Origin of the sequence: Algoriphagus chordae (assembly GCF_003254055.1) — a bacterium.
In the GTDB taxonomy this organism is placed as follows: Bacteria; Bacteroidota; Bacteroidia; order Cytophagales; family Cyclobacteriaceae; genus Algoriphagus; species Algoriphagus chordae.
Genome location: NZ_QKZT01000003.1, coordinates 211,082 through 226,723 on the forward strand (window position 1 = coordinate 211,082; position 15,642 = coordinate 226,723).

Annotated in this window: 10 protein-coding genes; 4 read left to right on the plus strand and 6 right to left on the minus strand. The window is 42.1% G+C overall.

What is annotated here, in order from left to right; translation table 11 throughout:
- From LV85_RS22030 to LV85_RS04580, 3 genes are all read left to right on the plus strand, one after another.
- The coding region (locus tag LV85_RS22030) for an MBG domain-containing protein (protein ID WP_158531141.1) at positions 1-2,590 on the plus strand (2,590 nt) is incomplete at its 5' end.
- Between the two features lie 103 nt (positions 2,591-2,693).
- A complete protein-coding gene (locus LV85_RS04570; RefSeq protein WP_111317005.1) occupies positions 2,694-3,653 on the plus strand; it encodes a PorP/SprF family type IX secretion system membrane protein in 960 nt (319 codons plus the stop codon).
- A 571-nt stretch (positions 3,654-4,224) separates the two neighbouring features.
- Positions 4,225-5,799: a tyrosinase family protein gene (locus LV85_RS04580; protein WP_111317007.1), complete on the plus strand. Its 1,575-nt coding sequence runs from the start codon at positions 4,225-4,227 to the stop codon at positions 5,797-5,799.
- 81 nt (positions 5,800-5,880) lie between these two features.
- On the opposite strand, the gene LV85_RS04585 is transcribed toward LV85_RS04580, so the two are convergent.
- The 5 genes from LV85_RS04585 to LV85_RS04605 all read right to left on the minus strand — a co-directional run bounded on the left by LV85_RS04585 (position 5,881) and on the right by LV85_RS04605 (position 11,568).
- A complete protein-coding gene (locus LV85_RS04585; protein ID WP_111317008.1) occupies positions 5,881-6,474 on the minus strand; it encodes a hypothetical protein in 594 nt (197 codons plus the stop codon).
- Positions 6,475-6,543: 69 nt separating this feature from the next.
- Entirely contained in the window at positions 6,544-7,218 is a 675-nt protein-coding gene (locus LV85_RS04590; RefSeq protein ID WP_111317009.1) for a hypothetical protein, read from the minus strand.
- A 136-nt stretch (positions 7,219-7,354) separates the two neighbouring features.
- A complete protein-coding gene (locus LV85_RS04595; RefSeq protein WP_111317010.1) occupies positions 7,355-8,473 on the minus strand; it encodes a carbon-nitrogen hydrolase family protein in 1,119 nt (372 codons plus the stop codon).
- A 96-nt stretch (positions 8,474-8,569) separates the two neighbouring features.
- Positions 8,570-10,906, minus strand: a complete 2,337-nt coding sequence (locus LV85_RS04600) for a glycoside hydrolase family 95 protein (protein ID WP_111317011.1) — start codon at positions 10,904-10,906, stop codon at positions 8,570-8,572.
- An 89-nt stretch (positions 10,907-10,995) separates the two neighbouring features.
- Positions 10,996-11,568: a TlpA family protein disulfide reductase gene (locus LV85_RS04605; RefSeq protein ID WP_111317163.1), complete on the minus strand. Its 573-nt coding sequence runs from the start codon at positions 11,566-11,568 to the stop codon at positions 10,996-10,998.
- Positions 11,569-11,824: 256 nt separating this feature from the next.
- Here LV85_RS04605 and LV85_RS04610 point away from each other — a divergent pair, with 256 nt between their 5' ends.
- Entirely contained in the window at positions 11,825-14,071 is a 2,247-nt protein-coding gene (locus tag LV85_RS04610; RefSeq protein WP_111317012.1) for a Tex family protein, read from the plus strand.
- A gap of 206 nt (positions 14,072-14,277) precedes the next feature.
- Here LV85_RS04610 and LV85_RS04615 read toward each other — a convergent pair whose 3' ends face one another.
- A complete protein-coding gene (locus tag LV85_RS04615; RefSeq protein WP_111317013.1) occupies positions 14,278-15,474 on the minus strand; it encodes an ATP-binding protein in 1,197 nt (398 codons plus the stop codon).
- Positions 15,475-15,642: the final 168 nt, after the last annotated feature.

The following is a 15,642-nucleotide window of genomic DNA, read 5'->3' on the forward strand; positions in this document are numbered from 1 at the left end:
CTTTGTCTATGATGGCACTTCCAAGTCTTTGGCGATTACAGGCACACTTCCAGTGGGAACAGCTGTCGCTTATACCAACAATTCTAGAACGGATGTAGGGACTCAGGAAGTGACTGCAACGATCTCAGGAGCAAATTATACAATGCTAGAGTTGAAAGCCGATCTGACGATTACCCCAGCAACAGTCATGGGAGTCGCATTTACGGATGATAACTTTGTCTATGACGGCACTGCCAAGTCTTTGGCAATTACGGGTACACTTCCAGTAGGAACTGCTGTTGCTTATACCAACAATTCTAGAACGGATGTAGGATTGCAAGAAGTGACCGCTACGATTAGTGGCTCAAATTATTTCACTTTGGTGTTGACAGCTAATTTGGAAGTTACACCCGCTATCATACCTGGACTTGGCTTTAGTAGTGGAAGCTTTGTCTACGATGGTACAGCCAAATCATTGATGATTTCTGGAACGCTACCTTCAGGTACTTCAGTAGCTTATACTAATAATTCCAGAACAGATGTGGGAACTCAAGAAGTAACCGCTACCATTTCTGGCTCTAATTACAATCAATTGGTTGTGAAAGCAGACTTAACCATTACTCCTGCAACAATTACAGGAATTACACTTGCTAATGGAAGCTTTGTGTATGATGGTACGGCAAAATCATTGATGATTTCTGGAACGCTGCCTTCAGGCACTTCAGTAGCTTATACTAAAAATTCAAGAACAGATGTGGGAACTCAAGAAGTAACCGCCACCATTTCTGGCTCTAATTACAATCAATTGGTTGTGAAAGCAGACTTAACCATTACTCCTGCAACAATTACAGGAATTACACTTGCTAATGGAAGCTTTGTGTATGATGGTACGGCAAAATCATTGATGATTTCTGGAACGCTGCCTTCAGGCACTTCAGTAGCTTATACTGATAATTCTAGAACAGAAGTTGGATCTCAAGAAGCGATAGCAACCATTTCTGGGTCTAATTATTCGACTTTGGTGTTGAAGGCAGATCTTACTGTACTTCCAGCAAACATTGCAGGACTGACATTTGAAGATGGAACTATTGAATATGATGGAACAGGCAAATCGCTTGAGATTACAGGTACACTTCCAGCTGGTACTTCAGTCACATATGCCAATAACAGCAGAACAGAGGTAGGATCTCAGGTGGTGACTGCCACGATCAGCGGGTCAAACTTCACTGAGGTTTCATTGACAGCAGATCTAAGTATTACTCCTGCAACTTTGTCCGTGGTGGCAGATGAAGGACAACGTAAAGAGTTTGGATCTATTGAACCTGTTTTAACTTATGATGTGACAGGATTTAAAGGAGCTGATACCGATGCGATTTTGTCCGGGGCATTATCCAGAGAGCCTGGAGAAGATGTAGGAACTTATTTGATCAACCAAGGAAGTTTAGGCGCTGGAAACAATTATACGATTGACTTCACTGGAGCTGAGTTTAGCATTGTAGAAGAACCAAATATAGACAGTGATGGCGATGGCGTACCGGATGATGTTGAGCAGGAGCAGGGCACCGATCTACAGGATCCTTTGGATTACTTAGACACAGATGGAGATGATGTGCCAGACTATGTGGAAGGCCAGCAGGGAACAGACCCAACAGATGCAGGAGATTATGTGGATACAGATGGAGACGATGTGCCAGATTATATAGAAGAGCAGCAGGGGACAGATCCAAACAATGACACTGATTTTCTTGATGCTGATGGAGATGGAGTACCTGACTATGTACAAGACAGAGCCATTACAGAATTTGTAACACAAAGCTTAGAGGCAGTTTGGGGCACAGCAGCAGATGAACTGAAGGTTCCTGAAGATGTGATCGCCATCACCGCCAAAGGAGAATTCATCAACTTGGCTGTTACTTGGGATCTGGGTGGTTATGATCCACTTAATTCAGGGATTAACAACCATGAGGGAGCTGTAGTATTTCCAGCAGGATTATTTAATCCAGCGGGATTACAATCTAATCTGGTGATCATTGTACTAGCCAAGCCTGCCCCAGAAGATGTGAGTCTGAGTGCCAATAGTTTCATTGGAATCCCAGATCAGTACTTCCAGGAGATCGGAGCCTTTACGGTAATCGACCCAACAGATGAGCTGCATACGCTAAGTCTGGCAGCAGGAATACAGGACAATGATTACTTCGAAGTGCTCGATGGAATCCTGTTCTGGAGTAGTGCTGAGCAGGCACCAGGAAGAACAGCGTTCACGATTAAGTTAACGGTGCTCGACAGAGCAGGCAATGTGCTGGAGAAGAGCTTCCAGATCAGCAGAACTAGAACGCTATTGGAGCAACTCGATGTGTCAAATACCTTCACACCAAATGGTGATGGGGCAAACGACACATGGGGAGTGCTAGCACTTCGCTATTATACTGGCGTGAGGATCTCGGTGATGAATCTTGGTGGAGAAAGAGTCTTCTACACAGAGAATCCAGACTTGAAATGGGATGGCCAGTTCAACGGCAAAGCCATGCCAGTAGGATCTTACTTATATGTGATAGAAGTAGGGGAGACAGGGGAGGTCCGTAGAGGAATGCTGAACCTGCTTAGGCAATAGCAAAGGGATAGGCCATTGATGCAATCTAGTATCAATAGTCAATCTCACTACTAAATTTTAAACGAATCAAAATTTCATTTTTCAGTCTTTGAACTTCGACATCATGAAAAGATTAACATACCTAGCCATTTTCCTTTTCACTGGACTTGCATTGACTCAGGTGCAGGCACAATCCCGGAAATACATATCAAGTTTCGACTTTTTCCAGAGCTATTACAATCCTGGGCTGACAGGCTATGAGGGCTCGACGGTGAGAGGATTTGTACGGAACCAGTGGTCTGGAGTGGATGGGGCACCGAAAACCTATTTCTTCAGTACTGAACTGGATTTTGGAGAGCTGGCAGGAGAGGAGGATCCGGCATTGATGGGGAAAAATGCGGTCTCGATCAACCTGCTTCATGATACCTACGGAGCATTTCGGGAGACCGAACTGACGCTAGCTTATGCGAGTAGAATCCGCCTGACCGAAAAGCTGAACCTACGACTGGGAGCAGGGGTCAATTACCAAAATATCAGATTGGATGGCAATGAGCTGACCACCGAGGAACAAAACGATCCGACTTTGAGTCAGTACATCGGTCAGTTCTCAAATATGAATGTGCTAGACTTTAATCTAGGTATCGCTTTGACGCATGCCAACTATTACCTGTCCTATGGAATGCATAGAGTGAATGGTGGCAAGATCAGTTCTGGGGACAAATTTATGGATGGTTACCCAGCGAGTTCTATTTTTCAGGCAGGCTATCGCTCAGCGCTGAGTAATAACCTAGCCGTGATCGTCAATGGGATGTATAGCATCCAAAAGGATCAGGATGATAACATCGAGTTTAATATTAAAGCCTTGATGATGGATAGAATCTGGTTGGGTATAGGGCATCGCATAGACTATGCAACCAATGCTCAGATAGGCATAGTGACCAACCGTCTTCGAATCGGATATTTGTATGAATTTCCAAATGCCCATAGTTACAACCTCCCAGGCAATACCCATGAGTTTACCGCGGTATTCAATTTATTTCGGGACAATGTGCGCACAGATTCACAACAAGTAGTGATGTGGTAACTTGAGATTACTGACTTTTATTGTTTCAAGTTTTTAAGTAATGGCATTATAAATACCCAGCTAATAGGTTTGTCGGGGTGAGTTTTCCAAACTTTTTATTAGAAAACAATGAATGCGAATTCTGAAAATAAATGTCCTAGTTGTACGAAAGCTGGGACAAAGACTAGGTCTTCCGGAGCTGGTAGGAGCAAAGCAAAATCTCTTTATTCTATATGTCTAACAGTGTTAATCGCGCTCTTTCCAAAATGCCCTTTTTGCTGGGCTACATATATGAGTGTTTTTGGAAGCCTTGGCTTGAGCAGAATGCCCTATCAAAGTTGGATGTTACCTGTTTTTATGGCTTTGCTCGCTTTTCATTTATTCCTGTTATTCAGGAATTATAAATCTAAGGGACCATTGCCTATTTTACTTACCCTGGTCGGAGTTCTTATGTTGATTTCTTCCAAATTACTTTGGCCTGAGCTTAGCTCAGTTCTTATTATTTCAGTCTTGTTAATTACAGTTGGATCAGTTTGGAATAGCATTTCCATTCCAATTGAAAATAAATTCTTCAATCATTTTAATAGAAATCATGAACAAATCGCTAAGAATTAGACGCTCAGTAAGAGAGCTTGAAAAAGAGTATGAAGTTGGTAACACGAATGCTTTGGAGAAAGTATTGATTGCATGGCAAGGTATCAAGGCCCTGCCACCTACTAATCCACATTCGTTTTTTATGTTGGGAGGTTTTCATGGAGAGCCATTTCGAGGAGCCGGCTGGGGGAATAATACCTATTGGGGAGGATATTGTAATCATGGGAATGTATTATTTCCTACCTGGCACCGAGCTTATTTAGTAAAATTAGAAGAGGCATTGCAAAGTATACCTGGCTGTGAAGATGTGATGCAGCCGTATTGGGACGAGACTTGTGACGAGTCTCTGAAAAATGGAATTCCTTGGTCATTGACGAAGGACCAGATTTTCTTTGATGGTAAACTTCAAGATAATCCTCTGAAATCATTCAAATTCCCACAGGCAATCGTTGATAATATCAATGGAGATAATCCAAATTATGGTAAGCCAGCAGGGTATGAAACGGTTCGTTATCCACTCTCGGGACTAGTAGGGACAGCGGATGATCGAGCAAAGTCAGCCCAACATAATTCTAGATTCTCCAATTTTGAAGAGAGGGTGAGGATCCTAAATGATAATGTGACGGACTGGTTGACTAGCAGTATCATGGTGAATGGAAAGGTTATTCCTACCAATACATCCAAGAAATTCAAAGACTGTTTGGATTCTCCAAATTTCACTGTTTTTTCAAATACAACATCGGCACAGGAATATAATTCTATTTTGCCAGAAAATGGTAAGGTAATTACGCCACTTGAATCTCCGCATAATGATATCCATTTAGCAGTCGGCGGGTGTGAAGTGCCTGGCTATAATCGCTCGCCAATCCCAAATGCCAATGGTGATATGGGAGAAAATGATACGGCTGGGCTGGATCCAATATTCTTTTTCCATCATTGCAATGTAGATCGGATATTCTGGCTTTGGCAGCAAAGACATAATTCCACAGATCACTTAGATATCATCGCGGGATATCCAGGTACCAATTCTGTTGACTCTCAAGGTCCTACTCCTGGCACGGCTCCCAATTCTTGGCTGGATCTTGACTCTCCATTAGACCCATTCAAAATTTCGGATGTAAGCGGGACCAATAGACCCTACAATTCCAAAGATTTGATCAATATAGAATCTCAACTGGGTTATACTTATTCAGCTGGATCATTAGCTGAGGTATTGACTTCAAAAGCATTACTGGTAACAGAGAATTCTCCAGTGGTGCGTATTTCTAGAATCAATAAGGCTCCTGTAAGAGGTTCCTTTACGGTTTCGGCATTTGCCAATTTGAATGGGAAAAAAGTACACCTTGGTACGGAGGCAGTCTTAAGCAGGTGGTCAGTGATGGGCTGTGCCAATTGTCAAACCCACTTAGAAGTGAAAGCCTTTTTCCCAACACATGGACTATTGAAAAGTAACGAGGTCGATCAGAATGATATCCATGTGGAAATCCATGGAAGGGAAGGAGCTATGGTTTCTCCGATGTTGATGAAAACTGAGGGAGGTAATAAAATGAAATTCCATTTAGAAATCAGATAATAAATCAGGGCCTGGATTTTGGACTTGCCCCCAATAAGTGCATAGCTTTTTGGGGGCAGATCTCCTCTTGGGGTTTTCCTATTAATCCTTCGGCGGAGTAATCATAATATGTGCACGATGGGTACCTGGATCCATAATCCATGGCATTCCTGGAGCGCTGGGTTTTAGGGGGAGCCCTGTTACCTCTGATGTAGCCCAAGGCAAATAAACTACATACCTCAAATAAGTATCAGATACTTTTCCTGTAGTGATATCGAAATTTTCTGCGTCGGCAGATAGAGCGAATAGGGTAGCACCATCTTTTGGCATTTTTAGCTTACCACTTTTAGCTTCAGCTTCTCTAGTATCAAAAATTTCTTGAAAAGATTTCCCTTCTTTTTTTAGTTCGCGGCCTCTTTCCATAAATGGCTCTAAGTCGGACTGATAGCAAGAAACGCTAAATCCTTTGCCATTTGGATCATCTGCAAGGCATATCATTTCATTACTACCTTTTCTCAATTCGATTAGTTCTCCACTTTCGCTATATCCCAAAACTGTTGCATCCTTTTGTTTCTCTTCAGGAGCGGCCAATACCGCTGTTTTTATTTGAACTTCCTTGGAAGGAATCACTGCATCTTGCGAGAAAGCTGGAGAAATAGCCAAGCAAATTATACTAGCACTAAGAAATATTTTCATGGTGTTGGAGTTAAGTAATGAAGTAATTTAAGCTTTATCAGGTAGTTTGACAACTTGAATTTCAGTCGCTTAGAATTCTGTAACTTTATCTACCACAAATTGACGCATAGCTTCACCTTCTTTTAGCGAATATTGAAGTTGACGCATTTTATCAGTTTTCACCCAAGTATCACCATTCTGCTCATAGATAGGGAAGCGTCTCATCAATTTGGTTTCGACGATAGCCATATCTCCACCTCCGTGGTATCCTTTCTTTTGCTCAGCATCCAAAGGAGGAATAGATACTCGGCTCATTGATTTTTTGTCATTTACAGAGAATCCGATCGCAAATTCTTCAGGGTTTTCATCGTAGCTATTGAAAAACAAAATGAATTCTGGTGATCCATCGGAGTTCATGTCTTCTGCTTCTGCTCTAATAAATCCACCTGCAATCTCTATGGTTTGAGGATCATTGCTTACCTCAAGGCCTTCTGTTGTGAGAACTAGTGAATTTGTTGGTTGATTATTGGTAGCCGTAATAGAGAGGCTAATACCTTGCAAATCGAGCTCTTGGCCAGCGCTAAAATTTTGATTAGAGATTTTGGCAGGAGCGTCTACAGGAGCTGTGGAAGATGCCTCTGTGGCAGCGGTAGGTTCTTGGGGGTTTTGTGTCGTTTGATCCTCTGAATCTGAATTTTTGGAAGGTGAACAAGCCGTAGCGAGTAAACCTGCAGCGATCACTGCTGAGTAAAAATGATTTTTCATGGTTATTAGAATGTTTTAATAAGCGTAGCTGATAGTCTAATGGGTAGAAATACTGCTTATAAATTGGGGGTTATCCCAGCAAAATCAAGTCTTAAGAAGCTCTGTTTCATTTCAATATAACGAGTATTCCTGTTTTCTAGAAATTTAGAGACCAAACACCGCCTTTTACAGCTGGAGTAACAGGAAGTACTTGACTGTTTAGCATAGCTTGAACTTTCCCAGTTGGCTTAAGATCCCATAGTTCTCCATGGAGAAAAACTTCCAAACCTACTGTCGCTATTTTGTTTGCCGGGGCGGTAGTTTGACTTTTAGCTTGATTTGAGTCATAGCTTGTCAGTCTGCCTATGTCCTGAGAATCTTGTTGCTCTGTGTTATTCACTAGGCTGGCCCCATCTTGAGTAGTAGTCATAGCATGTTCTCCAGTACAAAATGTGCTGATGAAATCACTTGCTTGCTCATAATTTTCATTACTGGCATGTGGCTTCTTATGCCATTCATTACTGCAGATTGAGACGGAAGTTTTCCCAAATGGCAATTCGAAAACTTGTGTGATTTGTGAGTCCTTAGCCAGCTCAGAGTTAGGAAATGGTCTTAAAATAGGGTCTCCAAGTACTTTTCCCTCAGGGCCAAATAGGAATGAAGCATTGTAAAGTGGGCCGTCGAGTTCCAAATAGATGTTACCATCCACCACACGAGGAGATGGTAAAACAATAGATCCTGCGATAATATAGGTTTTTGATTCAGCTGAAAGCTCCGAAAAAGTTTTGTAATAAGCTGCCAGCATGGTTTTGGCTTTCATCCGAAAAATAGCTGAGGATTCTTTATTGGCTTCATTGCCAGTCTTGAGGTATCCAAGGAAGAAATCAAATGCATTACTCATCGCCAGAGTTTTCATCATTTCTTTTAAGGATTTTTTTGCTGCAAGCCTATGTTTTTCACCGATTAATACTAGCCATGTGCCAATATTCTCTGGATAAATAATTAGTGTATTATTACCAATAAAAGCTTTGGCATTTGCAGCTACTAAATATTGTCGAATTTTCTCTTTATAAATGATCTGGTCAAAGTAGTCGGTCGCTACCATGTAGGGTTGAATTCCTAGGATATTTCGCTTCAAGGAATCAGAAGGATTGATTTCTTCAACCACAGATAGGTAGCTTTCGCCCTCTTCCAAAGGAGTGTTTCTCCCTGAAAAGGACCATATCAGCCATACAAATACAGTAAAGATAAATAAGGTAATAAGCTTCCTGATCATAAGCCGAATGTAAGAATAGCATTGCTGAAAATTACTTTTTCGTCAAGATTAGCTGTTATTTTCCGCTAATTGATGCTTCGAATAATTTTAATTCCTTTACAATTCAACCTCGAAACTTTGTCCTTTTTCCAGATCTAGATCCATCTCTGACCCATCATAAAGAACCTTAATTCTTCCATTTTCACCGGCATGAATTCGACAAGTTTTGAGCTCACCATCTTGCCAAGTCATATCAACTGTATAGTTACCTCTAGCTTTCAAACCGTGCACAGATCCGTTTGCCCAAGCTTTGGGTAGTGCAGGCAAAAGCCGAATTAAACCAGTTTCATGAGATTGAATAAGCATCTCAGAGATTCCAGCTGTATAGCCAAAGTTTCCATCGATTTGAAAAGGCGGATGACCATCAAATAAGTTTGGATAAAGAGATTGGGAAAGTAGCTTCTGAATGTGTTCGTGAGCCATTTCACCATCAAGTAATCTTGCGGAGAAATTGATCAGCCAGGCCCTAGACCAACCAGTGCCAGCTCCACCATTAGCCAAGCGGAATTCTAAGGTTTTTCTCACCGCCGCAAATTCATCTGGGGTTTCGCTAAATGTAATGGCATCACCAGGGTGGAAGGCATATAAGTGAGACATGTGTCTGTGTCCTTTTTCAACTTCCTCATAAGGCTGGTCCCATTCTAGGATTCGTCCATCTTCAGCTATCTGAACTCCAGGACGAAGGTTTTCGAGTTGTTTGGTGACTTTTGCGCGAAGAGGACTCTCTTTCCCAAGAATCTCAGAAGCTTTCAGGAAGTTGTTGAAAACATCAGCTATGATCTGCTGATCCATCGCCGCTCCCATGGTGGTAGCGACAGTTTCTCCTTCAGGATTGAAAAATTGATTTTCGGGTGAAGTAGAAGGAGAGGAGACTAGAGTTCCATCTGATGGATATTCTACTAGCCAGTCAGAATAGAATGCGGAGATATTTTCGAGTGCTGGATAGGCTTTGTCTTCGAGAAATTTCTTGTCTTGGGTGAATAAATAATGATCCCAATAATGCCTGCTAATCCAGCCACCAGCACCAATCCAACCTCCCCAGTAAGCTGTAGCAGCACGAAGAAAAGACACTTGCCAGAGGTCAGTAGTATGAGGGACCATTGATCCAGCCATATCGAAGTTTTGACGCGCGGCATTTTTTCCATTTTCAATTAAGCCATCGATGAAATCAAATAATGGCTCGTTCATTTCACTTAAATTGGTGACATCAGCTGGCCAATAATTCATCTGAAGATTGATGTTGACATGGTAGTCAGCATTCCATGGCGCAGCGATATGTCGATTCCAAAGCCCCTGTAGGTTGGCTGGATTGCTGCCTGGCCGCGATGAAGAAATCAATAAGTATCTCCCATAATCAAAGAGCAATTTTTCCAAGTGCAAATCTAGTTCTCCACTTTTTACCCGTTCAATGCGCTGATCAGTAGCAATATTGTCAGGCTCATCAGTACCCAGTTGTAAATTCATGCGATCAAACCATGAAGCATAGTCTTTCTGATGAGCATGAAGAATTTCGCCCCAGCTTTTCAACTGGATTTTCTCGAGTTGACGATCTGCCTCTTCTTCGAAATCCTCATGGTAAAACGAAGTTTCTGATACCAACTTGAGGATAAACTCCGTTGCTCCAGATACCACTAGGCTGGAATCGCTGGTAGAAATATCTCCAGATTGATTCTGTGCAAAGACTAAGGTTCGGAACTTTACTCCAGTCAAAATCTCAGTTGGTTTGGAATCTATTTGTCCACCACGCTGGGTCACCATGCCCGACATCTCGAGTTGCTTGTCATTGAGCGCGATGGTTTTTGCAGTCGCGAAGCCATTATCTAAAGGTCGACTCATGGTGATTTTGCCATTGAATCCTTTCGGGTTATTCGTCTTAAATCTGAGGATCAGAGCATCGTCAGGAGCTGAAGCGATTACTTCCTGGCTCACCTCAAATCCCTCACTTGTGAATTGAGTGAGAACGGTGGCTGTTTCTAGGTCAAGACTCCGCTTGTATTTTTTGGGTTCCTTAAGGTCAAAGTCAAACCATAGATCGCCCATGGTTTGGTGAGATCTTGTAACTCCTTTTCTGGAGAATTTCAATACTAAAAGTGAATCAGCTTTTTTGTTTTCCCCTGCAAGCAAATAGGCTCTAATTTGGTCTAAATCGGCTCTATTGCCATCTGCCAATCCCCATTCCTCATATCCTCCCGGCCATAGAGAATCCTCATTGAGCTGTAGATGTTCTTGTCCAGGCACACCCATGATCATCGCTCCAAGTCGGCCATTTCCGACAGGTAATCCCTCTTCCCATTCGATTGCTGGTTGAGTGTACCAAAGAACTGAGGAGGATTGTGCTAAAGTGAAATTGTATAGGATAACTGTGAGCAGGATGCTCAGGAAGTACTTTTTCATATTATTTTGGGTCAAAAAATAAGATTACGACAAATCTTTGAGTCAGCCAACGATTAAAAGTGGAAAGTATCCTTTAGCTAGGATTAAGCTTACTGTGAAAGTAAAAAATCCCGAAACTCATCGGTATTGAAATTGCTCATGCCTTCTTGATAGAAGACGATTTTCCCTGCTGAATTCACTACCATAGTAGTAGGGATGGATTCACTTTGAAGACTTTGATTTAGTCCGTAGCTGGCATGAGCAGTAGGGAAGGCCCAACTTTTTCCTTCGATAAATCCCTCACTTTTCTTAATGTCATTGTCAATACCGATCATTAAGAACTCTAAATCTGGTTGATCTTGTACAGATTTATATAGCTCGGATATATGAGGCATTTCTGCACGGCAAGGCCCGCACCAGGAAGCCCAGAGATTGATAAAAAGTGTTTTTCCTCTATAGCTTTCCAAATTGATTTGCTCACCGTCAAAAGTCAAAAAATTACCACGATAATCGAACTGCTGGTCAGTTAAATCAGGGATTTCAATCTTAGGTTTGATCAACCCCGTGGAAAGTAGCACAGATTGTAAACCGCCTACGATGACCGGCAAAAGCCCTGTGAAGTATAAAAATGCAACTACGCTGGCTGTGATGCCCCAGCTTTTGATTTCTTTTTTCCAATCTATGCTCATTTCAGATAGTTGATTTACGAGATTATCAGGACTACAATTACCAAGTCAAAATTTTACTTCCTATTTTTTTCAGTTTGAGATATCTGCATACCATGACGTCCATACGGTATTCAAGCTCAAAAGTTGATAATTCAAAATTACCCTCAGAAAGCCAATCGATTAGTGACCTTCGTCACAGATTTTAACTTTTTGATTCATTCCTACCCATGCTAATCCCTTACCTTCGGGCTCAGAATTGATTCCAAAAATTATGAATTACGAAGTACAAATAGCCGCTGAACTCCAAATCAAATCACATCAGGTAAATGCCACCGTAAAGTTGCTGGATGATGGAGCTACGGTTCCATTTATTTCACGATATAGAAAAGAAGCCACTGGTGAGCTGGATGAGGTGCAGGTGGCTGGGATTCGTGATAGGGTATTGCAGTTGCGAGAGCTGTCTAAGCGAAAGGAAGCAATTCTAAAATCTATCGAGGAGCAAGGTAAATTAACTCCTGAATTGAAGGGAAAGGTAGAAGGAGCGGAAACTATGTCAAAGCTGGAGGATATTTATTTGCCATACAAGCCTAAGCGTAGAACCAAGGCGACAATCGCGAGAGAAAAAGGCCTAGAACCACTTGCTGAGCAGGTTTTTGAGCAGAGATCATTAAATCTCGAAGCTGAGGCTGAGAAGTATGTGGATGCATCCAAAGAAGTAAATTCTGTAGAAGAGGCTTTGCAAGGTGCCCGTGATATTATGGCGGAGTGGATCAATGAAAATGCTGAGTTGAGGGAAAAACTGCGAAAAGTCTTTTTCAATGAAGGTGTTTTTTCTTCGAAAGTCCTACCAGGAAAAGAACAAGAAGCGATCAAATACAAAGATTATTTTGACTGGTCTGAACCTATAAAAACTGCACCCTCTCACCGAGTTTTAGCGATGAGAAGAGGTGAAAAAGAGCTTTTCCTGATGCTAGATTCTCTTCCGGAAGAGGCATCTGCGATCTATCAGATGGAGAAAATGATGTTAACCGATGCTGCTAATTCATCGGTGGATCAGGTGAAGCTTGCTATCAAGGAGTGCTATAGAAGGTTGTTGAAGCCAAGCATGGAGACGGAGGTTCGTCTAATTACCAAGCGTAGAGCGGATGAGGAAGCGATCAAGGTTTTTACTGAGAATATTCGCCAGTTGCTGCTTGGTGCGCCCTTGGGAGAAAAATCCGTGATGGCGATTGATCCAGGATTCCGAACAGGCTGTAAGTTGGTTTGTCTAGGTCCACAGGGACAGTTCTTACATTACGAAGCTATTTTTCCTCATGAAGCCAATCGCAGAGGCCAAGAAGCTGCAATGAATGTAAAAGGGTTGGTGGAGAGATTTGGTATTGAAGCAATAGCAATAGGAAATGGTACGGCAGGTCGTGAAACCGAGGCTTTTGTAAAAGGGCTAGGTTTACCAAAATCTGTGATTATCACGATGGTGAATGAATCTGGAGCATCGATTTATTCGGCTTCGGATGTGGCTCGTGAGGAATTTCCAGACCTTGATTTGACGGTAAGAGGAGCTGTTTCTATCGGTCGTAGATTGATGGATCCTTTGGCAGAATTGGTGAAAATCGATCCTAAATCCATTGGGGTTGGTCAGTATCAGCATGATGTAGATCAGAATGCCTTGAAAAATGCACTGGACGACACCGTGATGTCTGCGGTAAACGGAGTAGGCGTTGAAGTTAATCTGGCTTCCAAACAACTTCTTACTTACGTGTCTGGATTGGGACCAACATTGGCGCAAAATATAATTGACTTCAGAAATGAAAATGGGCCATTCAAAAGCCGTGCTCAGCTGAAAAAAGTGCCTAGATTAGGCGATAAAGCCTTTGAGCAAGCAGCTGGTTTCTTGAGAATCAGTAAGGCAAAACATCCGTTGGATTCCTCTGCGGTGCACCCGGAGCGCTATGCCTTGGTAGAACAAATGGCTAAAGATGTTAATGCTTCTGTTTCTGATTTGATGAGTTCGGAAGACTTGCGAAATCGAATTTCACTTAAGAACTACCTTTCTGAAACGGTTGGTTTGCCGACGCTTCAGGATATTCTGGAGGAACTTGCCAAACCGGGTAGAGATCCTCGTGAGAGCTTCGAGGTTTTTGCATTTGAAGAAAGTGTAAATAGTATGTCTGACCTGAAAGTTGGAATGAAGCTGCCTGGTGTGGTGACGAATATCACAGCTTTTGGGGCTTTTGTAGATGTGGGAGTTCATCAGGATGGTTTGGTTCATTTAAGTCATCTGGCTGATCGCTTTGTGAAAGATCCGAACGAGATCGTTTCTGTCAATCAAAAAGTGCAGGTGACTGTCATGGAAGTGGACATTCCCCGCAAGCGAGTGGGGTTGAGCATGAAGTCAGATCCATTTGCGGAGCGTGGGAAAAAGATGGTGAAAAAGCCAGCTTCTAAAGTTCAGACAATAGAAGCGGAAGGCTCTATGGCTGATAAACTAAAGTTGCTGAAAGGGAAGTTCGGAGGCTGATGTTTCTTTAACAGCAAAGTCCGCTGAGTTTGCGCAGAGAGGGCTCGGAGGATTTTAGCATGTGAGTGAGGACACTCACATGGGCGATGTGGAGGATTATGCCCTCGTGACTGTCTTCACACGACTATACTTTGCCCAAGTTGGAGTCGTGGTGACCATCTTATTTAGATCATGTGATCGATGACACTCAAATGGGCAGGGTTTTCTCAATACATCATCCCAAATAACCACAACGGTACTTTTTTGCCGAATCCATGCTCTATCTCGTCAGCAGCGATCAGGTAGTTTTCGAGGTGGTTGACTTGACTGGCATCCTTGTTTTTGCCACCAACTTCAATCACTAGGTCATCCACTTGGAAGTCACCTGAGTTTGGAAGTCGAACTTCTTTATTGATGTTTTTGAGTTGATTCAGAAGGAAAGTTTCTCGTATGGAGCCGATTTCCGGAGTAGCCTTTAATGCGTAGGATAGATTGGTGTTTTCTAAGTACACTTTATCAGGCTTTTGTAAAAGTGAAACGCCTTTTCCTTCTGTGATCAGGAAATTAAGTAATTTGGCTTTTTCCAATTGGGTAAGCCATTCATACACTGAGTCCCGACTGGTTTCCACTTTTCGTGCAATCGAAGATACATTCGGTTTGAAAGGAACTGACTCTGCCAATACACCAAGTAGTTTTTTGACTTTATAAGCTGTTCCAGCATTGTAATCAGCTATAAATGCCAGATCAGACTCAACCACCGTATTGATGATCTGCTGGAGGAAAACCGGGATGGTTTCCGGATTTGACCCGGTGATGATAGGGAGATAACCTATTCTCAAGTACTCTTTGAATGCAGGTAGAGGTTGGAGTTTTGAGGTGATCTCATGTGTAATCTGTGAATGTGAAGTTTGGATTTCTGCCAAAGAAACTGATTGAAAATTCTGCTCATGAGTTAAGTTCAGGTATTCCCGAAAAGACATTCCCGGTAATTCATAGCTGATCACTCGACGACTCAAGTCAGATTCACCTCTATAAATATCCAGTGCGGAAGAGGAGGAGAATACCACTTTCAGATCAGGATATGAATCATAAATATTCTTGAGCTCCCGCGACCAATTTGGGTATTTGTGAACTTCATCAATAAAAAGAAATCTACCACCATGTTGATAAAAGCTATCCGTGGTCTCCACTAGGTTGTGAGTGTAAAACCAATAGTGATCAGCTGAAAAGTATAGCACTTCGTTGGATTGAGGCTTTATTCCATACTTGATTCGTTGGAGCATCAAGGTTGTTTTGCCAGAACCTCTAGGCCCCTTGATGGCAATCATACGTTGGTTCCAATCAATTTTATCGAAAAGGTATCTGAAGAACTTATCGTCAGTTTGATTGAGTAGGTTTTGGGAAATTGAAAATAGAATATCCATTATTTGTCGAATCTATTCTGCAGATGTAATTTATAAATGTCGATTAAAAAGGACAATAAATATATTAAAAAGGACAATAAATATATTAAAATGTCTTTTTAAATCGACAAAATTGAATAATCAAGTATTTCTTCTAACAGGAGGCCAAATTGTCTTCGCCCGAAAGCG